This is a genomic window from Flavisolibacter ginsengisoli DSM 18119 (assembly GCF_900129295.1).
Taxonomy (GTDB): Bacteria; Bacteroidota; Bacteroidia; order Chitinophagales; family Chitinophagaceae; genus Flavisolibacter; species Flavisolibacter ginsengisoli.
On the sequence record NZ_FQUU01000015.1, the window covers coordinates 86,831 to 111,000 of the forward strand.

Genomic DNA, 24,170 nt, shown 5'->3' on the forward strand with positions numbered 1-24,170 from the left:
AAGAATGAGAAAAATTTTGACAGTGGCTGCGATCTTTATCAGCAGCTTTGTATCCGCTCAGGACTCCAGTAAAGTATTGGGCGAAGTAACGGTAACAGCAACAAAGTATTCAACAAAGACAACGGAAACCGGAAAAGTCGTCACGCTTATCTCCAGGCAGCAGATAGAACATGCAGGCAGCAGGGACCTGGCACAGGTTATATCAGAGTTGGGCGGGGTCTTTATCAATGGCTATACAAATAATCCCGGGAAGGAAAAGAATATCTATTTAAGAGGGGCAAGAGTAGATTATACACTGATCACTATAGATGGTGTTCCAGTGTATGATGCCTCTGGCATTGGTAGCAATTTTGATATCAGGAATATCCCAATAGATAATGTGGAACGCATAGAAATTCTAAAGGGAAGCCAGAGTACATTGTACGGAAGTGATGCCATTGCAGGTGTTATCAATATCATTACGCGGAAAACAGGAACTAAACCTTTCTCCATAACCGGCACTGCGCATTATGGAAGCTATGATACTAAACGCTATAATACCACTTTCAATGGCAATAAGGGTTTATTTAATTATTCGGTTGGGTTTACCCATTTCAACACAGATGGTTTTTCTGAAGCCAAACAACCTGCCGGGTCTTTAACCACATTTGATAAAGATGGCTACAAGCAAAATGCACTGCAGGCTACCCTTGGGGTCAAGGCAGGCAAAGCCTTGCATATTCAACCTTTTTTGAGGTGGAGCAAGAACAGCGGCAGCCTGGACCAGGATGCTTTCATAGATGAATTGGACCATGCTTATTCCTCACATAACCTTCAAACGGGAGTAAGGAATGTCATCACATTAAAAAATGCCCTGGTAAACATCAGCTATCAATATAACAGGACTTACAGGAATTACATTGATGATTCAACAAAAAGCAGGAATGGTTATTACACTTACAGTAAAACAGTTTATAAGGCCAATGAGCATTTTGCAGAGGCATTCCTGGTGCAGACTCTCAGTGATTTCAAGCTAACACTGGGTACAGAGCTACGCTTTTCTAAAACCGATTATGAGGGTCTAAATGTCATACCTCCCTTTCCTCCTTACAGTCCTGAAGCAACTATAGAAAAGCAACTGCAAAGTGGTGATAGCGTGAATCAAAAACAGCTTGCAGCATATGCGGCATTGAATTATAAGAAAAATGCATTCAGTATAGAAGGCGGTGGACGAATGAATCATCATTCAGTATATGGGAACAATTTTGCTTTTAATATCAATCCATCTTACTTCCTTGAAAAAAAGATAAAGCTATTTGTGAATGCATCATCAGGCTATAAAACGCCTAGTCTTTTTCAATTGTTCTCGGAATATGGCAACAAGGATTTAAAACCTGAAACCTCTATGAATATTGAGGGTGGCCTACAGTATTTTTCTCCTAATGATAACTTTAATGGAAGAGCTACATGGTTTAACAGAAGTACCAGGGATGTCATCGCTTTCTTCTTTGACCCGGCTACCTACCGATCTCGCTATATCAACCAGGACAGGCAAAAAGACCATGGATTTGAATTGGAGGCTTCTGCATCAATAGCAAACATAGTTCAGTTAAAGGCTTTGTTTACTTATGTTACGGGCAATATCACTACTATTCAAAATGGCAAGGATACCACTTATTTCAACTTATTAAGAAGACCTAAAAGCAATCTTGTAGCTTCTGCCGGCAGCCAGCTTACAAAAGCCATATATATAATGTTACAGGCAAGTGCTACCGGAAGCAGCAGGGATGTTTATTACGATGCATCCTTTCAGCCCACAGATATAAAGCTGAAACATTATTACTTGCTGAATTTATATACAGAATATGCCCTGCACGCAGGTATTAAGATCTTTGCTGACATCAGGAATATCACCAATCAAAAATATTCGGATGTATATGGATATAATACAGCAAGTTTCAATGCCTATGGAGGTATCCGTTTCCGGCTATAATTTTTGGCACTGTCCATTACTTTAATTATTCCTTTTAGCAGGTTTCCTGTGCCTGTAAGGCGTATTTTTATCAAATATTACCATGCAAACTAATGTCAAGGATATACTTACTGTTTCATTTACGCTTTTTGCCATTATAGATATTATAGGTTCCATTCCCATCCTGATCTCAATAAAAAATAAAATGGGTGGCATTAAGGAAATCAGGGCTACTCTTATTTCCGGGGGACTGATGATTCTTTTTCTATTCCTTGGAGAGCCATTCCTGAACCTTTTAAGCCTGGACGTAGGCTCATTTGCTGTTGGGGGGTCTATTGTGATCTTTATACTTGGATTGGAAATGGTGCTGGGGGCAGAATTCTTTAAAAGTGAAAAAGATGTCAGGGCAGCTACTGTTGTACCCATTGCTTTTCCGCTTATTGCAGGTTCCGGAACACTAACCACTATTATATCGTTAAAGGCAAATTATACACAAACAACAGTGCTCCTGGGCATTTTATTGAACCTTATTGTTGTATTTGTCGTTTTGAAATCTTTAAAGTTTATAGAAAGAATACTTGGCCCTGGTGGAATGATTGCAGTGCGCAAGTTTTTTGGCGTAGTTTTGCTCGCCATTGCGGTAAAAATATTTGCCACCAATGCACATGGATTGATCAAATAGGAAGAAATAGATGGATTTCTGCCTGATCTGATTTTGGCCTCGTAGTACAATGGATAGTATAAGGGTCTCCGAAGCCCTGGATCCGCGTTCGATTCGCGGCGAGGCTACCCAAGCCGCACTCTCGAAATTTTTCATGGAAGTGCGGCTTTTACATTTCTGTAAAGCCCCACCAGTCCTGCAATGTAGGAGAACACCTCGTTGACACCTGTGGTTCGACACCTGTCTTCTGCTCTATTAAAGAAAATTCCTTCAGGAACAGCAAAAATTGAAGCCTTTGATTTTCAGTATACTTGCAGAACCCCACAAAGAAGCGAGTTTGCAGGAATATTTGACCGTAAAATTCACACACAACCCAGGGTTCGACACCCCTTTTGAGCCTTTTGCCTGTTCATCTGTTATAGCCTTCTTGTCTGTTACTGACACCTAATTGTCTTTTTAAGCGTTAGATATAAAAGCATCTTTACAGTTGAAACAGACACACGCTGAATAACATTAGCGAATTTTCATTCAATAAAACCAATAAATGGTAGAAACAATTGCAGGTATTGTCACCGCCGTAATATGCATCCTTCTATCGCAAATGCTGGCTAAATACTTCCCCACAAAACTAATGGCTGCAACCCTCCTTGTCGCCATTGCATTTATTTATGTTGGCTTTTCATTGAAAGAAAACCCCATTAATTTGATTATCTTGGAAGTAGCCGTTGCGTTAGGTTTGTATTTTCTCGCGATAGTTGGCTACACCCGGAACAGTTTGTTAATAGCCTACGGCATTCTTTTTCATGGCGTGTGGGATATATTTCATCACAAAGGTTTACCGATTCAAACGGCAATACCCGGATACTGGCCAACCTTTTGTTTTGTTGTAGATGTCATTGATGGGTTATTCTTTCTTTTTGTTTTCAAAGCCCAAAAACGGCATAATCCAGTCACTTTGAAGCCATTTGTAGAAGCTTAAACGTATGAATTCAATTTTGCCCTTTCGGTGCATATTCACTAGGGTTTACATACTTTTTTAAACAATGGTTATGGAAGAAAGCATTGCCATTTTAATGGCTGACCTCTCCGGTTATACGGCGCTCACCGAAACACACGGTGCGGCTTCCGCAGCCGACTTAATTGACAGGTATTTGGAAATTGTACAGGTTTGCCTGGTTGGCGACAGCGAGCTAAAAGAACGTACCGGAGATGAAGTAATGATCGTGTCTGCATCGGCAGACTTTTTACTTTCGACAGCCTTCATGCTAATGAAGCACACCTCCAGGGAAGACAACTTTCTGCAAGTACACGGGGGGCTTCATTATGGAAAGGTCTTAAAAAGAAACGGTAGCTATTTTGGCTCCGCCATCAATCTTACTTCCCGCATAGCTGCTAAGGCCAGCCCCGGCACCTTCTGGTGTTCAGATGACTTTCTTGAGGCCGTTACCGATATATCTACATTTGCACTTGAACCAAAAGGGAAACATCGCTTTAAAAACATGGCCGAAGAAAAAGACATAGCGGAATTAGTGAACCCAAAAGCTATTTCTTTCTTTGTTGATCCCGTTTGCAGAATGCTGATACTGGACAAAGCTGCAGCCATTCAGCACCCCGAAAGGCCTGAAGTTTTCTTTTGCTCGGAGGCATGTCTACAAACTTTTGCCACAAGGCCATTAACTGACCCTTCTGTTGGGAAGTTATCAACTTGAATTATCTTAACACTTATCTTCCATTATGTCCGAGAATGTTCTACTCGTTAAAAACATGGTTTGCCGTCGTTGCCTGCTGGCAGTAGAAAACGTTTTGGCCAATGCTTCTATATCCTATCAACAAGTGATTGTAGGGGAAATTCATCTTGTTCAACCACTGTCAGCGGAACAATATGTTTCCGTAAGTTCCTGCCTTGCAGCAATTGGACTTGAATTAATTGATAACAGAACAAGCGGATTAATAGAAAAGATCAAACAACTGGTGATAAAAAAAGTAAGAAAAGAAGTTGACGATAAGGAACACAAAATGAACCTCTCAGCTTACCTGTCACAGAATTTGTATCATGAATACACCTATCTAAGTAGCCTGTTCTCTTCTGTTGAGGGGCGCACCATTGAAAATTATTTTATACAACAGCGAATTGAAAAGGTAAAAGAGCTTTTAGTGTACAACGAAATGACATTGTCAGCCATCGCCTTTGAAATGGACTATAGTAGTGTTGCACATCTCTCCAATCAGTTTAAACAAATCACCGGACTTACGCCTTCACACTTCAAGAAAGTTGGATCAGCAAAGCGCAAACTTCTTGACCAGCTATAACCCAAAATTCTGTAAGCTTTACCCAAGGTAATGTAACAACAACAGGCCCCACTGATTCTACTTTTGTTTTATCAAAATCATTTAAAAACAAGTAAACCAAAAGTTATGAAATCAGAAATCAAATTGAGTAGTGTTACTCCAAGCGACAAACAAAAATGTGACAACCCAAATTGTACCTGCGAAAACTGTAATTGCGGTAGCAATTGCACATGTGCAACTTGCAAGTAAGTGCGGTTAACGGCATTGAAGCTAAAAGCCACTCTAACCTGGGTGGCTTTTCTCTAAACAATTTATAGCCATTCTGAAGTTCGATGAAATGATTGTCTTTTTCTGACACGTTCCCGTCCTTCAAGCCCCTGAAAGCCGGTCTACTTTTACATCATCAAAAACAACTAAAAATAATAAAATGAAAAAGATTGCATTCGCTTTACAAGTGTTCACACTAATGGCCATTTTACCAATATGCGTCGTTGTTGAAATGAACCACACAACGGTAACCCAAACAGAAAATAATGGCGTTACAAAACTTACCGAAGACGTGAAAACCATTCCCACTGTTTATCACGCAAATAAAGGACTACAAAATGAAAATTTAGTATCCCGTTATATCGACAGGCACACTTTATCGACAGAAATATTTTCACTTACAAAAAACTGAAAACAAAATGAAACAAATAACTAAAACATCATTGTTTTCCATCGCTATCTTATTGCTTTATGTTGGCGGGTTGGCACAAACAGGCAAGTCCGTTTCCGACAAAATAATTGGCGTTTATTGGTCCCCAAAAAAGGACGCAAAAATTGAAATGTATAAAAAGGGAGACCGTTATTTCGGCAGAACAATTTGGGCATCGAACCCAAGAAAAGACACACAGAATCCGGATAGCAAACTGAAAAACAGAGACCTGCTTGGCCTGGATTTGCTCACCAATTTTTCTTATGAGGATGGCGCTTATACGCAAGGACAGGTTTATGATCCTGAAAACGGCAAAACCTATAGTTGTAAAATAAGTATCAGCGGGCTCAATCTTAAAGTACGTGGTTATATAGGTATCTCGCTATTCGGTAGAACAGAAACGTTTGAGCGCATTTTATAAGCTAAAAATCAAAGGGCCAAATCTTCACCAGGTCATCTATTCACCGCGACCTATCTCGGTTTTTTAAAACAACAACCATAAAGTCATGTCTCTTTATACACTTAAATCGACGGATACGCTGTCCTTCATTAGACCACCTGCAGGATTGATAATGGAAGAATGCACCAAAGTGGGTTTGCTTGCCTGGATGGGTGGCACCACCCGTGAAGACGTAATAAAACGTATAGCAAATGATCATGTAGCTTTTGTAGCCTATTTAAACAATATGCCTGCTGCATTTGGATGGATGGCAAGGGGAAAGGCAATGATCGGAGAACTGGCTCACGAACTGATATTGCCTATTGGCAACCGCTATCTCTGGAACTTTAGAACAATGGAAACTTTTCGCGGCCTGGGTATCTATCCGACTTTACTCCAATACATAATCAATTATGAAAGAGAAAAGGCAGACCGCTTCTGGATTATTCATGCGCCGGAAAACAGGTCATCTTTGAAAGGTATTCAGAAAGCAGGCTTTCACTATGTTGGTAAATTATACAACAATGAGGGCTTTGCCACTATTGAAAGAACTCACTTATCCGAAAGTAGCCGAAGCTTGCTTGCAGAAATGGACATCACTATCTCCTATGAAGAACCGGCATCTTGCTGGAACTGTAGCAGCCCATATTTGAAGAACAGAAAACCTGCATGTTGTTGCGCTGCCTCTCAGAATGAATGCGTCGGCAGCCAATTGCTTTCACTGGCTTCTTAATCCTGAAAACAAGCCAACATTTTTTAACGTGGTGCATAGCATCATAAACACCCTTTTGTGCCTTTCAAAAACCAAAAATTATAAACAATTAAATCAAAAGAAATGAAAAAATTATTAGTCATTATATTCTTTCAACTGGCAACTATTGCTGTATTTGCACAAACTGACACAAGCAAAATTGAACAATACTGCCAGCTCATTGCTACACCCAGGCTCTTTAGCAATAAGGTCACCATTGACATTGACTTTGGTGAAGAAAAAAGTTTCTGGTCAGATGATCGGCTGAGAACCTACGATGGCAAACTAAAAAAATTCAATACAATTATCGACGCTTTGAACTTCATGGGAAAGCAAGGTTGGGTTTTTATCAATGCTTATCCTGTGCACAACGGCAGCAGTGATATATATCATTATGGGTTTAAAAAACTGTTCTATCAGTCACAGACTCAGGGTGGCAATTTACAGGTTGTCCGTTTCTGACATCAGGCTGTCCTTCCAACCCTGCCTAGTCAGTTTACCTTCATATCGTAAAACAAATAAAAATGAAAAAGAGCCACTTTCCTATACTGATGACAGGATGGGTAACAATTTTCCTCTTATGCGTTTTCCTATAAATAAGTCACGCTATCTCGGCTTTAATCGGCGCGAATGCCGTTTCAAAAGGACCTGAAAAGGAGAAAGTAATCAAGGCGACTTATCCGCAAACGCTCCAAGGCAAAATTGAATTTTCAGGCTTAATCAAATAGTTTTCAAAAGAAAATAAATATCATGAAAAAGATTTTTTTACTGCTTGCCATCGTCGTGTCAATGGTTGCAAAAGCCCAAGTCACCAAAGTTTATTTGCAGGCAAGTGGACTAACATGCAGCATGTGCAGTAACGCGATCAACAAGTCGTTAAAGACCCTTGATTTTGTAGAGAAAGTAGACGCAGACGTGAAAAGCTATACGTTTGGAATCTCCTTCAAGCAAAACGCTCAAGTTGATTTTGATAAAATAAAGAAGAAAGTTGAAGATGCAGGCTTTTCTGTATCCAGTTTTGTTGCTGCTATACATTTCAATGACGTAAAGTTAAATGACAATGGTACTGTGACAATGGGTAATTATACCTTTTCCATTATCAACGGCAAAGGTCAATCGTTAAATGGAATACAACGGGTTAGGTTGTTGGACAAAGGTTTTGTCTCTTCTAAAGAATATAAAAGTAATGCTCTTGGCCAGGTTGCAACAGTTGCTGGAGTTTACCACGCAAGTCTATAAAACGCTCAGTCATCGTTCACGCTGCAAACCGATAAAATGAAACTTCTATTTGTTATAACGTCTTTTTCTCTGTTCTTATCAGCAAGTGCACAGGAGTTGTTTTCGCAAACAGAGCCGGCCAGTAACCGTGCCGTTGGAAGCATTGGCTTTCGGGTGGACAACTCGATCATGGATGAAACCTACACGTCGAAAAAAAATTATCACCTAATTCCGGAAATCATGCTCGGTATTTCTAAAAAATTGATGGTAAGCGGTGATGTTTTCTTTAGTAACCGTAGTGATGTTTTAAAGTATGAAGGTGGGAGCGTCTATGCGAAATATCGGTTCTTAAGTAATGATGCGGTGCAAAAACATTTTCGCATGGCTGGCTTTGGCAGGGTCAGCTATAATAATAGTGACATTCACCAGGAAGAAATCAATATGTACGGCCATAATACAGGAGTGGAGTTTGGCATAGTTGCTACCCAATTATTACGCAAGGTGGCGTTATCATCCAGCATATCATATCTAAAGGCTACTGATAACGGAAATGGTAACAAATTTCTTTATGGGCAAGACAAAAGCAAAGCTGTCAACTATACCCTCTCAGTTGGGAAGTTAATATTGCCAAAGGAGTACAAAGGTTATAGACAGACAAATCTTAATTTAATGATGGAGTTCTTAAGCCAGGTGAATACAGAATCCGGAAAATATTTCGTGGACGTTGCCCCGTCTGTCCAATTTATATTCAACAGCCAGGGCAGGTTGGACATTGGTTACAGAAAAGAATTAAGAACAACACTATTGAGAACCGCACCCAATGGAGCTTTTATTCGCCTTGAATATAATTTTTTTAATACCTTCTAATGGCCATGACATGAACCCGGAAATTCTGGAGTTCTTCAAATTCAAAATAAAGAGATGAGAAAAATAGCATTTATCGTTCCTCCATCCGTTGAACTCTTGGATTTGGCCGGTCCCGCCCAGGTATTTACTGAGGCGAAATTCTATGGCTTCGAAGTAGACCTCCAATTTTATTCCTACAAAGAGGAAATCATTAGCACCTCCGGAATTTCATTTGGGAACGTGAAGCATTACACAGAAGCCGACCTAAAAGAAGGCGATTACCTTTTTATTCCGGGGATGGATTTTGAGTATGTAAATAGCATTGCGTTTCGGGCAGAGCACCATTTCTTTAACTGGATAAAATCACTTTCTGATAAGGGTGTTTTCATTTGCTCTGTTTGTAATGGCGCGTTTGCGTTGGGCCACGCTGGTTTGCTAAAAGACACTGAATGCACCACCCATTGGAGGAGGGTAGAAGAATTACAACGACAGTTTCCAACGGCAAAAGTCATTACGGACATTCTTTTTAAAAAGAGCAACAATGTTTACACCAGTGCGGGCATCAGTGCCGGTATTGACCTTTCGCTGGCAATACTGGAAGAATTAAAAGGCGCTCTTTTTACGCACAAAGTTGCAAGGGGGCTCGTGGTGTATCACCGCAGAAGCCAAAGCCATACCCAACAGAGCATCTACCTTGATTATCGTAACCACATCAATCCGGCCATCCACATTGTCCAGGACCACCTGATTGAGCATTTATCAGATGAGAACACCATCGAAGACCTGGCGTCACTTGTTGCCATGAGCCCACGGAACCTGAGTCGTGTTTTTAAAGAAAAAACAGGAACGACGGTGCTTGAATACCTCACGCTTTTGCGACTTGAGTTCGCCAAGACAATGCTCAACAACCCTGAGTTTACAATTGAATACATCGCCACTAAATGTGGGTTTAAAACCGCAAGACAATTACAACGAATCCTAAAAGCAAATAAAAGATGAAACCGACAAAAATTATGAAAGCCGCTATCATCCTGGTAGCGGTAACAGCCCTCCTTTTCCATGCCTGTGCTCCCCTAAAGGAGTTTGGCAGAACACCAGTTTACGAGGGGAAGAACAATTTCACCTACCAACTTCCGACTTATGATAGCTCAAAGAAGACGGTGGTGATAGTAGCAAACAACGAAGGCACTGAACTCTTTGACATGATGGCTCCCTATTATCTTTTTAACGCCACGGAAAAGGCCAACGTCTACATTGTTGCAAAGAACAAAGTTCCAATCGTCGTTAAAAAAGGCTTTTTCCTTCTGCCGCAAATGACGTTCTCCCAAATTGATTCATTGCATATTCATCCTGATGTTATCGTCATTCCTTTCTTAGCCGTTGCCGATTCACTGCATCAGGATCCAGTGATTATTAACTGGATTAAAAGGCATCACTCTGACAACGTAACTATTCTTTCCGTATGCGACGGTGCGGCAACAGCGGCGGCAACGGGTCTGTTCGACGGGAAACCGATCACAGCACACGCCTCCGATTACGAAGGCATCAAAGCAAGTTTCAGTAAGCCGCTCTGGGTGCAGCATACAAGCGTTGCCAGTAGTAGAAACCTTTATAGTACAGCGGGTGTCTCCAACGCAACTGAAGGGAGCCTTATGGTTATCAACAAATTATTTGGAATGGAAACTATGCGCAAGGTGATTGAAGACGTTTCTTATCCATATGACACTCCCAAATTAAACCATCAGAGCAACACCTTCCACTTTAGCGATAAAGTAACGATTGGTAAAAAAATAATTTTCAGGAAAAACAAAAAGCTCGGGGTACTTCTTCAGGAAGGAATAAATGAATTTGCATTGGCAGGGATTATGGATACTTACAACCGTACTTTTCCGGGGTCAATTGAAAGTTTTTCGGCAGGCGACCTTCCCATAAAAACATTGCATGGTTTAACCCTTATTCCTACGGGAGAATTAACCAATAATGACTTAGATGAACTCCACGTTGTTAGCCCCATGACATTTTCAACAGCAGATCAGAAGCTTTTTAAATCCGCTCAAGTTATCAAATATGATAGCTCTCAAAGACACTATATAATTAGTGAGTGCCTTCTTCGGATTGAAAATGAATATGGTGATCATTATAAAAACATCGTGAAGCTAATGCTTGACTATAACTAAGATGAAACTAACATACTGGAACATCATGCAACGGGCATAATGGGGAATTTCAGGTGATTGATGGATCGCAGCCTTATGTCCCATCCCCTGATGGAGCCACCTGCCACAGTCATTGAAAAAACTATCTTTAGGAGTGACATTTAGAACCCATAATAACTGTTGTAAACCATTTTAGGCAGGCTATTTATATAAACATAAACTGCATAAACTTAAATTTTGAAAAAAAGAAATAGAAATGATTTTAGGAAAGCGCTGATAGATAGGATGACGGTTTCGGTTGAGGAAGGTGAGGTAACAATTGATTCAGTTAAAACTGCTTACCTATCTGCAGGAAGTGGTAATTCCGTGATTTGTCTACATGGCGCCGGTGCTGGAGCCGTCACCTGGTATCCATCAATTGGTACTATCTCTAAAAATTTTCATGTGCTTGCACCAGACATCGTAGGATATGGTGAATCTGACAAACCCAATGCCCCTTATAACCGCCCTTATTTCTCAAAATGGCTTAAAGACTTTTTAGTGAAAATGAAAATTTCAAAGGCTCATATAGTTGGATTATCTCAAGGAGGTGCCATTGCGTTACAGTTTGTCATAGACCATCCAGAGATGGTTGATAAACTTGTTTTAGTTGACGCTGCTGGCTTAGGTGCGAAAGTTTCATTTTGGCCTCTATTCGGAATCATATGGATGAATAGTTTTCCATCCTCTATGGTAAATCGTTTTAATTCTCCTTATATACTCCAGAAGCCTGAAAACAGAGACCCGAACCACAGTCTTTACTCGATTGCTGTTGCCAAATCAACCGGAGGGAAGAATGTATTTAAGCAAGGCAGAGGTGCTGCTGTATCGAAAGTGCCCGAAGAATTATTGCAACAGATAAAAAAAGAAACCCTTATTATTTGGGGAAAAGACGATCGATTGTTTCCTGTTGAATATGGTGAAAGAGCTGCTAAAATAATTCCAAATGCAAAATTTCATCTAATTGAAGAGGCTGGCCATTTACCAATGATGGATCAACCCGATGTTTTCAATAAAATTCTGCTTGATTTTTTAAATAGGTAACAGAAATTGGTGATCTCACTAAACCAGATGAAACCTAGGTTAATAATCTTGGTGAGAAACAATTTGGATAACAATAGGTATTTGAAAAAAATGACATCCCCCATTTAGTTGTATCATTCTTACTGGCAATAATCTTTGCAGAGAGTTGTAGTCAGATACCCATACGTTCAACAAATTACAATTATCAAAAACCACAGGCATATGCTGATGGTATAACAATAAACGAATTAATAAACGTGGGTATAGATTGCGTTTCAATCATTAGGTGACCAAATTGATTTTGGCAGACAGCATTGCAGCAACAAAAACTTTATCGGTTGGTACTGGAACAGGACAAAATATTCTGCTCCATGATAGAAGCAAAATAAAATCACAAAGCCAAGAATGATTTGGATGTTTTTTTATATGTCATTAATAAGCAGTAACACGGCTTTCACAGGCAAAATATTTGTATTTTATTATACGCCGAACTGCCTTAAATGATGATTCATGTGCTTGTATGCTGCTATACCCCACTGTTCCTTAGAAATGTTGCCGAAAGCAATGTGCGGCAAGGTAAGATCGCCCTCTTGTTCAGGAAACCTCCTAATAAGTTCTATAAATTTCAGCTTTTGCTGTTCAAAACCCTCAGCAGCTATTTTTCCAACCGTTTCCTTTCCTGGGTCGCCTTTAATTCCCTTCTTGAAATTGGGTGCCATGTATAGGGCAATCATACGTAGCAGGTACTGTTTGAACCTTGTCTTTCTTACAGGCATTATTGGTTGAAAAATTTCTTCATTACACAGATTCGAATGCAGGAGCATCTCGGTGGCGGTCATGGTTCCCCATCGCGGTTTATTACCTGGCTGAAGCTTGTTTACTCTTTCAATAACATTATCTGCAGTTGCTTTATTAAATAACGTCTTCTTCATCTGCGAAGGTTATGTTTTGATTTATAAGGAAGTTTCCGCTTTTGCTTAATAATTGGCCGAACTTTAAAACAGCATGGCTACAAATGCCAACACCAGGTGGAGAAATGTAGTTGTTTTATACATCATTTGGTGCTACACATCTTGTCCAGTACTCCATGATCACCTGTATGGTCTTTTCCAATTCGGCCATAGAATTTTGCTTTACAAAGAATCCCTGTACAGACATGCTATAGGCATCGATTACAGCTTTCTGCGTGGATGCAGTAGAGAAAAACAAGTAAGGTATGCATTTAAGTTTCAGCTGAGAATCCGTATATATTTTATTTCTCAAGGCAAAACCATCCAATTTAGGCATATTAATATCTGACAAAATCAGAAAAGGACTTATATCGGTACGATTTAAATAATTCAGCGCTTCTTCACTTTCTAAGAAAAAAATGATCTCATTGGAATAGTTTAGTTTTTTAAATACTTCTATAAGTATCTCCTGGTCATCTGAATCATCTTCAATTATAACGATGGGACCGTTCCTATTCATTTATTAACATTTCCAACAAGTTAGTTGAATTAACCCACCCGGGTATATCCTTATCAAATATTAGGTTTTAAATTAACCTTTATGGGTAATAACAGTCTATTATATGGATATTGTTGGGATAAGAGGCAATTAGAAACAACTATTGCCTTTTTGAATTTCAAATTATATATTTGCTCTTATCCATAATTTCTACATGGGCAGCCTACATATTATTCTTATAAATCCCATGTAGAATTCATTTCAGTTAGTGTTTCATTTCGTCAGGCATCAGCATTTATCATTGTTCAGAGTCAGGTTATTAGTAAACATTATTAGTTAAATTCTAAAATTGGTACTATGAAGCTTTCTGATTTTATCTTGTTAAATGAAGAGGAAAAGAAGTTAACAGTGCTCCATCTTGGGGTTTTAGTAGGCAAAAGGCAGCTTTACGGCCAAATGGTCTTCTTATTTCAATTGGATAACTATTATGTTGAAACTTACTGCAATGGCCACAGCAAAGCAGTAGAGGAATACAGGGTATCCTATAATATTGAGACAGTTTCTCCCTACCTGGAATCTATTTCTCTCGAAGGCCTCGTGAATTAGTAATGTATGGTCAATTTATGCGGGCTCAAAATTCCTTGTGATAATATTTACATTTCATATCAATAATACACTTATCTTCACAGGGTTAATTTGAGCCTCGCATTAGTATTTAGTAATTATCCTGCTTAGCAATCTGCATCGTAGTTAGTTTTACTTCCGCTGCCTCAGATATTTTTTTAATCAATTATTGTTAGATCACATGAACATTTATGTTTCAAACTTAAGCTTCAACGTACAAGATGAAGACTTAAGAGAATTTTTTGCTCCTTATGGAGAAGTAACTTCAGCTAAAATCATCAACGACAGAGAAACTGGTAAATCCCGTGGATTTGGATTTGTTGAAATGTCTGATGACGCTGCTTCTAAAAAAGCTATTGCTGAATTAGACGGTGCTACTGTTGAAAACAGGACAATCAAAGTAATGGAAGCAAAGCCTAAAGAAGACAGACCAGCTCGCAACAGCGGCGGTTACAACAACGGAAATAATTATAATAAAAACAGATATTAATATACTTTTCCGAAGTAATAAAAAAGCCTGGTTCTCCAGGCTTTTTTAGTTTCTGTTACCCTGTGAATATAGTTTCCCGGATATTCTTCCAACTTAGATCTCTACTCTACCTTTTAAAGCTTTTACCGGCTAAACCTTATTGATGGCATTATCGTTGTAACATCCCTCTAAAAAAACAATGGAAAGGCCGGGTGATAATAGTACTTATATAAGCAAGATCCCTGAACTCACTCTTTTATTCTGGATCACTAAAATCACAGCTACTACCCTTGGGGAAACCGGGGGCGACCTGCTGGCTCAGACAATGAAGGTTGGATATGGTATAAGCACACTTATATTTTTCAGCTTCTTTCTGATCACCGTTTCATTACAACTATTTGCTAAAAAATATATTCCACCCTTATACTGGGCTGTAATTGTTGCAACCAGCACTGCTGGTACCACAATGTCAGACTATATGGATAGGACCCTGCATTTAGGATATGCCAAAGGTGCCCTGATCCTTGTGTCTATACTCATCCTCATCCTTATAATTTGGAAACTGGTGGAAAAATCACTTTCAGTAAGCCATATCCGCTCATTCCGGGGTGAGGCTTTTTACTGGACTGCAATATTATTTTCTAATACCCTGGGTACAGCTCTTGGAGATTTCCTGGCCGATGATTCAGGCCTTGGCTTTGGAGGCAGTGCACTGCTTATCAGTTCCATACTTGTAATTATTATACTAGCTTACTTTTTCACACGTATTTCCAGGGTAGTCCTGTTCTGGATTGCCTTTGTATTAACCCGGCCTTTTGGCGCCACCTTTGGTGACCTGTTAACAAAATCACATGAGGCTGGAGGGCTTAACTATGGTACTAAGGGCTCATCGCTCATTCTTTTCGGATTACTGATTATTTTGATCATTTATGAATCTGTAAAAAAAAGAAAGCATGAATTAAATGAGCAGCAAGCCTATGCAAAGCCTGGATTTACAACAACTGGTGGTTAGAACGGGAAAAATATCACCAATATGATAAGATTGTAAACCTGGCTATTTGCAAGGTTAAAATGCACTCCCGGATTACTTATCAATACTGCTTCAATAACGTACTTATATATGCGTTAAGCGCCTATAAATTGCTCGTTCCTTTAAGTAATTCTATTCTCTTTCAGTTAGTTTATTCTATGCTCATAGAAGTGATTGATCAAATTTGGCATAAGATTTTTTTATGTCATTTAAGCATTGATTGTCGAAAAAAGATAATCTGGTAGCTTAAATGACAATTATTACTTATGGCATCAGTTTCAAATAAAAGAACAACATTGAAAAAAATTTTACCCAAAACACCTTCAGGTATAGCAGGTCTTGATGAGATAACGGAGGGAGGTTTACCTAAGGGTCGTCCCACTCTAATATGTGGCGCAGCTGGAAGTGGGAAAACCCTTTTTGCCATAGAATTCATTGTAAGAGGCGCTTTGAATTATAAGGAACCTGGTGTTTTCATGGCTTTTGAAGAAAAATCAGATGAACTGGCAATAAACGTGGCTTCCCTGGGCTTTGATCTGGAAAAGCTTCAAAAGCAAAACCTTATAAAACTGGATCATGTACATATCGACAGGAGTGAAATAGAAGAAACAGGTGAATATGACCTTGATGGTTTATTTATTAGGTTGGGACATGCCATTGATAGTATAGGAGCCAAAAGAGTGGTTCTGGATACTATTGAGAATTTGTTCTCCGGCTTAGGCAATGAGACAATTTTAAGGGCGGAATTACGTCGTCTTTTTGGATGGCTGAAAGAAAAAGGTGTTACAGCCATCATTACTGGTGAAAAAGGGGATGGTATTCTCACCAGGCAAGGTTTAGAAGAATATGTTTCTGATTGCGTGATCTTATTGGAACATAGGGTATGTAATCAAATATCTACCAGGTTGTTACGTATAATTAAGTACAGGGGATCCATACATGGCACTAATGAATATCCTTTCCTGATCGATGAAGATGGAATATCGGTATTACCCATTACTTCCCTTACCCTTGAAGCACCCACCTCAACACAAAGGATATCAACAGGTATGCCCACTCTTGATAATATGTTGGAAGGCAAAGGATTTTATAGAGGTAGCTCTATATTGGTATCGGGGCCTGCGGGAACCGGTAAGACCAGTATTGCAGTTTCATTTGTCAATGCAGCTTGCCAGCGTAAAGAAAGGTGCCTGTATTTTGCTTTTGAGGAATCCACTCAACAGATTATTCGCAATATGAAATCCATTGGGATGAACCTCCAGCAGCATATTAATAATGGATTCTTAAAAATTAATGCCTCCAGGCCCACTTTATATGGCCTGGAAATGCACCTGGTATCTATATATAAAAAGATCATTGAATTTAAGCCAAAGGTGGTCATTATTGATCCTATCACCAACCTGGTAACTATTGGTCAGTTAAGAGATGTCAAAGCCACGCTAATCAGGCTGATTGACTTCCTTCAAAAAGAACAGATCACTGTAATGTTTACAGCCCTTACCCTCAATACAGCCATAGGCGAACAAACAGATGAAGGCGTTTCTTCCATGGTCGATGCCTGGATCCAGGTTAAAGAATTAGAATTAAATGGTGAGCGAAACAGGGGTATGTACATTATTAAATCAAGGGGTATGGGTCATTCTAACCAGGTCCGGGAATTTGTCATTAACAATAATGGACTGGAGCTTGTAGATGTTTTCCTGGGTCCGGATGGGATTCTAACAGGTTCAGCACGTGAGGCTCAACAATTGAATGAATTTACAGGGGAAGTTATCCGCTCTCATGCCTTATCCAGGAAAGACCGGGAAATTGAACGTAAAAGGATGGTTTTGGAGGCAAGAATAGCTTCTCTTAGAGAAGAATTTGAATCTGTACAGGAAGAACTAAATAAAGCCTATATAGAAGAAGATATAAAAAAGGAAGTAATGGAAAAGAATAAAAAGCAATTAATTGAAAAGCGACTTAACACATCGGGTAATGGCAAAAGAAAGTAAAAAGGCATTGACAAAGGTCCCAAAATGGGAACTGAGGTTATATGTGGCAGGTAATACGATTAAGTCGGCCACTGCCCTAAAAAACCTGCAAAAATATTGCGAGGAACATTTAAAAGGACAGTATAAAATAGAAGTGATTGACTTGTTGGAACAACCCCAGTTGGCGGCTGGCGACCAGATCTTTGCTATCCCAACATTAGTTAGAAAAGTACCAGTTCCTATTAGAAAGATCATTGGTGATCTTTCCAATGAGGAAAAAGTATTGGTAGGCTTGAATATCCGCCCTGTAACAAAATAACATGATAAAAAATGAAAGCCAGGATAATACCGGCAAAGGTCCTGCAGTAAAGGAATTTGAATATGTGTTGCGCCTTTATATATCAGGAGCATCCACCAATTCCATTAAGGCAGTGAACAACATCAAACAAATTTGTGAAGGGCATATAAAAAATAAATATATCCTGGAAGTTATTGATGTGCACCAGCAACAAAAACTGGCGGAAAAGGAACAGTTGATAGCATTACCTATGTTGATAAGAAAAAAACCTTTACCTGAGAAAAAACTCATTGGCGACATGTCAGATACAAAAAAAGTATTAAAAGGTCTGGGTCTGCCTGATTAAAAACTATGGAAGCAAGACACAGATCCATACAAGATTATGAGTATGAGCTGGAGCAATTGCGTTCCCAGCTGGAAGAAGCAAATGAAACGATCGAAGCCATTCGCACGGGCCAGATCGATGCCATTGTAGTACAGGGCGAAAATGGACACCAGTTATATACTTTAAAATCTGCAGACCACACCTATAGGGTATTCATTGAAAAAATGACAGAAGGTGCTGTCACTCTCAACAACCAGGGGCTTATCCTTTATTGCAATTCAAGGTTTGCCTCTATGGTCAATACACCTTTATCCTACATAATAGGAATGGACTTTGAACAATTCATTGCAGCAGACCAACTCTCATCTTACAAGGAATTGTTCGGAAAAGCCTGGACAGAAGACTGCAAAGGCGAGCTTAGCCTGCAAAATGAAAACCAATTCATGCCTGTTCAATTGTCTCTTACGGCTCTTGAACTGGATGAAGGAAAAGCCTTAAGCATTATTGTTACAGACCTTACCAGGCAAAAAAATAATGAAAAGCAACTAAGAGATAATAATGAGCAGCTGGCCAAAATGAATGAAGCCCTGGAATTGAGTAATAACGATCTGCAGCAATTTGCTTCAGTTGCTTCTCACGACCTGCAGGAACCTTTGCGTAAGATCATGGTCTTCTCAAATATTTTAAAAGAAAAATACGGGAAAGAACTATCTGAAGACTCCAATCATTACCTGAATAAGATCATTGATTCTTCCGGGCGAATGAAGGCACTGATCATTGATATTTTGAATTATTCAAGACTTTCAGAAAATAATACGCTCCTGCAGCCAGTTGATTTAAATGAACTGATACATGAATTGCTTGAAGATTTTGAACTCTCCATAAGAGATAAGAAAGCTACTATACAGGTAGGTAAACTACCTTTTTTACATGTAAACCGGGGCCAGATAAGGCAGGTGTTTCAAAATATCATCAGTAATGCACTGAAGTTTCAACGCCCTGGAGTGGACCCGGTAATAACTATCAATAGCAAATTGGTAAAATCCTTATCATTTGATAGTGAGGAAGACCCAAATGGAGCCTATTCCCTTATCACCATCAGGGATAATGGAATAGGATTTAAAGAAAAATTTGCTACAGACATATTTGCCCTATTTGAACGCCTCAACCCTAAGGATAAATTTGAAGGCACAGGTATAGGTTTAGCTATCGCTAAAAAGATTGTTGAAAAACACCATGGTATTATCAAGGCAACGGGGAAGGAAATGGGCGGTTCCCATTTTATGATTATCTTACCCCTTAATCAACAATAATTTAGCACTCTAATGCATGCATTTTACAAAAATACTTCTTGCTGAAGATGACAGTGATGACCAAAAATTATTTCTGGATTTCTTAGATAACAGGAACGACTTATTTATACTACCAATAGTTGAAAATGGAGCCAGGCTTTTAGAAGTAATGGATTCCATGCCTCCGGAGGAGCTTCCCGATCTTATTATCCTTGACCAGAATATGCCCCAGAAAAACGGGTTACAAACACTGGATGAACTTAAATCTAACCCGGCATACCAGTCCATTCCTGTAGTTATTTATTCCACCTATGCCGATGCTATGTTAACGAAGAAGGCAATGGAAAAGGGCGCTGATATGGTAGCTATGAAACCTTTAAACCAACAAGGGTATCATGAAATGATAGATGCTTTTTTACAGCTTTGCCAAAAATAATTGACCGTTCAATAATTAGCTGCCTTCAATAATGCTTCTACATCTTTTATAATGATCTTTCTTCCACGGGTTTCCAGTATTTCTTCTTTTTTAAAATCCTTAATGATACGCACTATATTTTCCCTGGCAGTACCCACAAGGCTCGCCAGGTCTTCCCTTGAAAGATTGATCTCTACTTCCATGCCTTGAACAATTCCCTGCTTATATTTCTCACGCATTAATATCAATTGCATGGCAAACCGTTCCCTTACGCTTCGCTGGGCAAACAACACTACACTATTGGCAAAAACAGTGAATTCATGACTTAAGGTTTTTAAAAGACGGTTGGATAAAGTCTTTGAAAGATCAAGTACTTGTAGAAAATCCTCTTTAGGAATAAATCCTACCAGGCTTTCTTCCAGCGCAGCGGCATTGTCGGGATACCGTTCTTCAGCCAGTACAGCATGATACCCGATCAACTCCCCGCTATTCGCTACATATATGATCTGTTCCCTGCCCTCTTTATCAACTTTGTATTTTTTAGCCATGCCTGTGCGCATATAAAAAATGCCGGAGGGTAAAGATCCTTCACGGAAAATTATCTCTCCCTTACTAAACAGTTGTTCACTGCTATGGGCCATAAGTGCGTCCAGTTCCGCAGCAGGAAGATCAGTAATTACGGAATTAGTATTGAAACCCCACTTATCAATTGGAAAGATCCCTTTAAGGCTCATATGCTACAAAACTATCCAATAAGTGATAAAAGTTACTTTTTGAAGTGACAAGAGTTACAGTTTGCCTTTATATGCCATGGTAACTTTGCAAAGCAGGCTTATACCTGCTTTCTATTTTCTTCTTTTCAAAAAACAGGCATAGAATAATCAGTTGAAATAATATTTGTTTTAATAAGGACGAAATCAAACAGGAGGCCATAGTAGTTTATGAATGAAGCTTTTTCCAAAAAACATTATAAGTTGGATATATTCCAGGACGACAGGGAGTTTCATCACCTCTATCCACCTGTCATTCAGAGAAAAGCCATCTGTCATTGGACTCCCCTGCAGGTATCACGCTGCGTAGCACAATTCCTTGTTACCAAAACAGGCTCCCGAGTATTGGATATAGGTAGCGGCGTAGGCAAGTTTTGTCTTGCAGCCGGTTACTACGAGCCAGGTGGGATGTTCTATGGTATTGAACAGCGAAAAGACCTGCATGATATTGCAGTTGGCATTAAATCAGAGTTACAGTTGAAAAATGTATTCTTTATACACGGCAATTTCACTCAACTGAATCTTGCTGCTTATGATCATTTTTATTTTTTCAACTCCTTTTACGAAAACCTGGATGGCACTGAAAAAATAGATACCAGCATCCAATACTCCTCTTCTCTCTACAACTATTACAACCGTTACTTGTACAAACAACTGGAACAATTGCCCCAGGGCACCCGCATAGCTACGTATCACAGCCTGGAAGATGAGATCCCACCCTGTTATTACGTCGTAAAAACACATTTTGACAACCTCCTGAAATTCTGGATCAAGGTATGATGAACAATACAACTACACAGGAAATATTAATAGATATTGATTATGACGAAAGTTCATGTGTCTTTTGTGGACACTTGGCTCCCGATGCAGAGAGGTCAGATCAAACAACAAATACCCAGGTTATGAACATATCAGTGAGCATGAAGATCTACCGTAGTAAATTGATCAATGAAATATTAAATGCACATTCTAATGAAGAAGTAAAAGAGATCATTAATGAGAACATTTTAAGAATAAAAAAACAGGATACACGGGAAAATATATTTGTACAGTATATCAGGTACATTATCGAAGAGCTCAACGATCTGAAAGGCAGTACTCTTGCCAATGAATATTATATGAACCTGTCAACTGCACATATACACCTCAGCCACCTTTCTTTATCTCAATGAACCATTCAATATCCTGCCTAAACACTATCCCATGTTCAAACCAAAAATTGTTGACACACTTAAAGCGTATACCAGGGAACAATTTCTTAAAGATCTTGTAGCAGGCATCATTGTAGGCATTGTAGCCTTGCCCCTGGCCATTGCCTTTGCCATTGCATCAGGTGTTTCTCCCGAGAAAGGATTGTTCACAGCCATCATAGCAGGTTTTGTTATATCAGCTTTTGGTGGCAGCAGGGTGCAGATTGGCGGACCTACAGGTGCCTTCATTGTAATTGTTTATGGCATTGTACAGCAATATGGTGTCAATGGATTGATCATAGCAACCTTTATAGCGGGTATCATGTTAATGCTAATGGGCTTTGCCCGTTTCGGAAGTGTCATCAAATTCATTCCACATCCACTGATCGTGGGATTTACCACCGGTATCGCTGTCATTATATTTTCATCCCAGGTTAAGGATTTCCTTGGATTAACCATGGGCAGTGTACCCGCCGATTTTATAGAAAAATGGAACGCCTACTTCCATCACTTTTCACACATCAGTCCTTATGCCGTCGTTATTGGAGTGACTACGATACTGATCATCATCTTCTTTTCAAAGATCACTCATGTCATTCCGGGCTCCCTTGTTGCTATCCTTCTGGCAACTATTGCAGTCCAGGCATTCAAACTACCGGTAGAAACTATTGGAAGCCGATTTGGAAGCATACCCTCTTCCCTGCCTACACCCGGCGTACCGCATCTTGATTGGGATATTATAAAGAACTCCGTCAGGCCGGCATTTACCATTGCCATCCTGGGTGGTATTGAAAGCCTGCTGTCAGCAGTGGTGGCAGACGGCATGATCGGTGGCAATCATAAAAGCAATATGGAGCTGGTAGCACAGGGAGGTGCCAATATCGCCTCTGCGCTTTTTGGTGGCATACCTGCAACGGGCGCCATTGCACGCACCGCTACCAATGTAAAGAATGGTGGACGCACACCTGTGGCAGGTATAGTACATGCGCTGACCTTATTGGTCATCATGTTATTAGTGGGCAAATGGGCAACACTTATCCCTATGAGCTGCCTGGCTGGTATACTTGTCATAGTGGCTTACAACATGAGTGAACATACCACGTTTGTTGCCATTGCAAAAGGTAGTCGCAGTGATGCTACGGTGTTGGTCACTACCTTCCTGCTAACTGTTCTTTTTGACCTGACGCTGGCCATAGAAATAGGTATGGTGCTCGCAGTTTTCCTGTTCATGAGAAAGATGATCAAAGTAAGTAACGTAAGTTCTTATCTCAATGAGGATAAGCAACAGGTCACAGATGTCAATGCTGTCAGCAGGTATACCATTCCCCATGGTGTTGAAGTTTTTGAATTGACGGGCCCCATGTTCTTTGGCGCAGCTTATAAATTCAAGGATGCCATTAGGGTGATTGAAAAAAAACCTAAAGTACTCATCGTTCGGATGAGGCATGTACCAGTAATTGATGCCACAGGCATACACACCATAAAAGATGTGCTGCGCATGTGCCGGCATGATAAAATGCAATTGATCCTCAGTGGTATTCAACCTCCTGTTCTCGAAGAATTTAGAAAGTCAAGGCTGCTTTTCCAGGTAGGGAAAAGATATGTTACGCCTGATTTTGAAACGGCTTTACAAAGGGCAAAAGAAGTATTGGGTGAAAAAAAACATACTCCTTCCTTTCCTGGAATTCAGCAAGATAAAACCATAGGTTCACCGCTATAGTTTTATTTCCAGTAATGCCAGGGTGATACAGGAGTAATGTTTGGGCAGTTCACCTGTCTCCTCAGGAGTTACGGTTCCCAAAAGCTTAAAACCACATTGCTGGTAATATTGCACCAGTTCATCATTATCACCCCAGGTGTCCATCCTTATATATTGCAGTTGATTATCCTTGCCAAAAGACATTGCCCAGTGTATGATATGCCTGATAAAATGATTACCCTTGTAAGCAGGATTGGTAACAATACGGTGTAAATACAAAGAAGGATCTGCATTCTTTTCTTTCCAGATATGTGGGTCCGAAAAAGCAATTGCAAAGATGCATGCAATCTCATTATTCATTACAATTTTCCATTGCCTGTTCTCACCGATCTCCTTCCTGATCATCTCATCGTCAAAACGTTGCCAGTTTCTTTTGAACTTCGTTTTCTGGTAGGCTATTGCGGCATCGTATAGTTCAATTATCTTATCGAAATCATTCATTGTTGAATGCTCAACAAGCATTTCCTTGTTCATTGGACCTTGTTAATTAAAGATCTGCAAATGTA

General features: G+C 39.7%; 29 protein-coding genes and 1 tRNA gene. 26 read left to right on the forward strand and 4 right to left on the reverse strand.

The annotated features are described in order from the left end of the window. Nucleotides 1-4: 4 nt before the first annotated feature. The 15 genes from BUA53_RS15960 (at nt 5) to BUA53_RS16025 (ending at nt 12,091) form a co-directional block, all read left to right on the forward strand. Entirely contained in the window at nt 5-1,972 is a 1,968-nt protein-coding gene (locus BUA53_RS15960) for a TonB-dependent receptor plug domain-containing protein (protein WP_072836397.1), read from the forward strand. Nucleotides 1,973-2,054: 82 nt separating this feature from the next. Further along, nucleotides 2,055-2,633 carry a MarC family protein gene (locus BUA53_RS15965; RefSeq protein WP_072836398.1) on the forward strand — a complete coding sequence of 193 codons (579 nt, stop codon included), beginning with the start codon at nt 2,055-2,057 and terminating at the stop codon, nt 2,631-2,633. Between the two features lie 35 nt (nt 2,634-2,668). After that, nucleotides 2,669-2,740, forward strand: a tRNA-Arg gene (locus BUA53_RS21265). Nucleotides 2,741-3,156: 416 nt separating this feature from the next. Next, a complete protein-coding gene (locus tag BUA53_RS15970) occupies nt 3,157-3,591 on the forward strand; it encodes a DUF6010 family protein (protein ID WP_072836399.1) in 435 nt (144 codons plus the stop codon). A gap of 70 nt (nt 3,592-3,661) precedes the next feature. Further along, entirely contained in the window at nt 3,662-4,321 is a 660-nt protein-coding gene (locus tag BUA53_RS15975; RefSeq protein ID WP_072836400.1) for an adenylate/guanylate cyclase domain-containing protein, read from the forward strand. A gap of 25 nt (nt 4,322-4,346) precedes the next feature. Next, nucleotides 4,347-4,922, forward strand: coding sequence for a helix-turn-helix domain-containing protein (locus BUA53_RS15980; protein ID WP_072836401.1), 576 nt, complete (start codon nt 4,347-4,349; stop codon nt 4,920-4,922). Between the two features lie 406 nt (nt 4,923-5,328). Continuing rightward, the gene (locus BUA53_RS15985; protein WP_072836402.1) at nt 5,329-5,580 is read left to right on the forward strand and encodes a hypothetical protein; all 252 of its coding nucleotides are present in this window, start codon (nt 5,329-5,331) and stop codon (nt 5,578-5,580) included. A gap of 7 nt (nt 5,581-5,587) precedes the next feature. After that, nucleotides 5,588-6,019, forward strand: a complete 432-nt coding sequence (locus tag BUA53_RS15990; RefSeq protein WP_072836403.1) for a DUF2147 domain-containing protein — start codon at nt 5,588-5,590, stop codon at nt 6,017-6,019. An 85-nt stretch (nt 6,020-6,104) separates the two neighbouring features. Next, nucleotides 6,105-6,770, forward strand: coding sequence for a GNAT family N-acetyltransferase (locus BUA53_RS15995; protein WP_072836404.1), 666 nt, complete (start codon nt 6,105-6,107; stop codon nt 6,768-6,770). Between the two features lie 102 nt (nt 6,771-6,872). Beyond that, a complete protein-coding gene (locus BUA53_RS16000; RefSeq protein WP_072836405.1) occupies nt 6,873-7,250 on the forward strand; it encodes a hypothetical protein in 378 nt (125 codons plus the stop codon). A 288-nt stretch (nt 7,251-7,538) separates the two neighbouring features. Then, nucleotides 7,539-8,027, forward strand: coding sequence for a heavy-metal-associated domain-containing protein (locus tag BUA53_RS16005; RefSeq protein ID WP_072836406.1), 489 nt, complete (start codon nt 7,539-7,541; stop codon nt 8,025-8,027). A gap of 36 nt (nt 8,028-8,063) precedes the next feature. Then, entirely contained in the window at nt 8,064-8,873 is an 810-nt protein-coding gene (locus tag BUA53_RS16010) for a hypothetical protein (protein WP_072836407.1), read from the forward strand. 54 nt (nt 8,874-8,927) lie between these two features. Beyond that, nucleotides 8,928-9,851 carry a GlxA family transcriptional regulator gene (locus BUA53_RS16015; RefSeq protein WP_072836408.1) on the forward strand — a complete coding sequence of 308 codons (924 nt, stop codon included), beginning with the start codon at nt 8,928-8,930 and terminating at the stop codon, nt 9,849-9,851. Continuing rightward, nucleotides 9,848-11,029 (forward strand): DJ-1/PfpI family protein, encoded by a 1,182-nt coding sequence (locus BUA53_RS16020; RefSeq protein WP_072836409.1) that lies wholly within the window; start codon nt 9,848-9,850, stop codon nt 11,027-11,029. Before BUA53_RS16015 ends, BUA53_RS16020 begins: the two co-directional genes overlap by 4 nt. Before the next feature lie 216 nt (nt 11,030-11,245). Further along, nucleotides 11,246-12,091 (forward strand): alpha/beta fold hydrolase, encoded by an 846-nt coding sequence (locus BUA53_RS16025; RefSeq protein WP_245793179.1) that lies wholly within the window; start codon nt 11,246-11,248, stop codon nt 12,089-12,091. 458 nt (nt 12,092-12,549) lie between these two features. On the opposite strand, the gene BUA53_RS16030 is transcribed toward BUA53_RS16025, so the two are convergent. Further along, a complete protein-coding gene (locus BUA53_RS16030) occupies nt 12,550-13,002 on the reverse strand; it encodes a DUF1569 domain-containing protein (RefSeq protein WP_072836410.1) in 453 nt (150 codons plus the stop codon). Nucleotides 13,003-13,117: 115 nt separating this feature from the next. Then, nucleotides 13,118-13,540, reverse strand: a complete 423-nt coding sequence (locus BUA53_RS16035) for a response regulator (protein ID WP_072836411.1) — start codon at nt 13,538-13,540, stop codon at nt 13,118-13,120. 336 nt (nt 13,541-13,876) lie between these two features. On the opposite strand from BUA53_RS16035, the gene BUA53_RS16040 reads away from it, so the two are divergent. From BUA53_RS16040 to BUA53_RS16075, 8 genes are all read left to right on the forward strand, one after another. Then, nucleotides 13,877-14,125: a hypothetical protein gene (locus BUA53_RS16040; RefSeq protein ID WP_072836412.1), complete on the forward strand. Its 249-nt coding sequence runs from the start codon at nt 13,877-13,879 to the stop codon at nt 14,123-14,125. Between the two features lie 199 nt (nt 14,126-14,324). Then, nucleotides 14,325-14,633, forward strand: coding sequence for an RNA recognition motif domain-containing protein (locus BUA53_RS16045; protein WP_072836413.1), 309 nt, complete (start codon nt 14,325-14,327; stop codon nt 14,631-14,633). A 178-nt stretch (nt 14,634-14,811) separates the two neighbouring features. After that, entirely contained in the window at nt 14,812-15,624 is an 813-nt protein-coding gene (locus tag BUA53_RS16050; protein WP_217653009.1) for a COG4705 family protein, read from the forward strand. A 284-nt stretch (nt 15,625-15,908) separates the two neighbouring features. Beyond that, nucleotides 15,909-17,636 carry a circadian clock protein KaiC gene (kaiC, locus tag BUA53_RS16055; protein ID WP_072836414.1) on the forward strand — a complete coding sequence of 576 codons (1,728 nt, stop codon included), beginning with the start codon at nt 15,909-15,911 and terminating at the stop codon, nt 17,634-17,636. Next, complete coding sequence (locus BUA53_RS16060) at nt 17,620-17,934, forward strand: circadian clock KaiB family protein (RefSeq protein WP_072836415.1); 315 nt, start codon at nt 17,620-17,622, stop codon at nt 17,932-17,934. The genes kaiC and BUA53_RS16060 overlap by 17 nt, the downstream gene beginning before the upstream one ends. 1 nt (nt 17,935) lies before the next feature. Continuing rightward, a complete protein-coding gene (locus BUA53_RS16065) occupies nt 17,936-18,259 on the forward strand; it encodes a circadian clock KaiB family protein (RefSeq protein ID WP_072836416.1) in 324 nt (107 codons plus the stop codon). A gap of 5 nt (nt 18,260-18,264) precedes the next feature. Next, entirely contained in the window at nt 18,265-19,551 is a 1,287-nt protein-coding gene (locus BUA53_RS16070; RefSeq protein WP_072836417.1) for a sensor histidine kinase, read from the forward strand. A gap of 16 nt (nt 19,552-19,567) precedes the next feature. Next, nucleotides 19,568-19,966, forward strand: a complete 399-nt coding sequence (locus tag BUA53_RS16075; RefSeq protein ID WP_072836418.1) for a response regulator — start codon at nt 19,568-19,570, stop codon at nt 19,964-19,966. A gap of 8 nt (nt 19,967-19,974) precedes the next feature. Here the strand turns inward: BUA53_RS16075 and BUA53_RS16080 are convergent, their stop codons facing one another. Further along, complete coding sequence (locus BUA53_RS16080; RefSeq protein ID WP_072836419.1) at nt 19,975-20,679, reverse strand: Crp/Fnr family transcriptional regulator; 705 nt, start codon at nt 20,677-20,679, stop codon at nt 19,975-19,977. Nucleotides 20,680-20,886: 207 nt separating this feature from the next. On the opposite strand from BUA53_RS16080, the gene BUA53_RS16085 reads away from it, so the two are divergent. Genes BUA53_RS16085 through BUA53_RS16095 form a run of 3 tightly spaced genes read left to right on the forward strand, consistent with a single transcriptional unit; the run spans nt 20,887 to nt 23,625 of the window. Then, complete coding sequence (locus tag BUA53_RS16085; RefSeq protein ID WP_072836420.1) at nt 20,887-21,495, forward strand: methyltransferase domain-containing protein; 609 nt, start codon at nt 20,887-20,889, stop codon at nt 21,493-21,495. Then, a complete protein-coding gene (locus BUA53_RS16090) occupies nt 21,492-21,887 on the forward strand; it encodes a hypothetical protein (RefSeq protein WP_072836421.1) in 396 nt (131 codons plus the stop codon). Before BUA53_RS16085 ends, BUA53_RS16090 begins: the two co-directional genes overlap by 4 nt. A 31-nt stretch (nt 21,888-21,918) precedes the next feature. Continuing rightward, nucleotides 21,919-23,625, forward strand: a complete 1,707-nt coding sequence (locus tag BUA53_RS16095; RefSeq protein WP_072836422.1) for a SulP family inorganic anion transporter — start codon at nt 21,919-21,921, stop codon at nt 23,623-23,625. Here the strand turns inward: BUA53_RS16095 and BUA53_RS16100 are convergent. Further along, nucleotides 23,620-24,138: a GNAT family N-acetyltransferase gene (locus tag BUA53_RS16100; RefSeq protein WP_217653010.1), complete on the reverse strand. Its 519-nt coding sequence runs from the start codon at nt 24,136-24,138 to the stop codon at nt 23,620-23,622. The genes BUA53_RS16095 and BUA53_RS16100 overlap by 6 nt on opposite strands. Between the last annotated feature and the right edge of the window lie 32 nt (nt 24,139-24,170).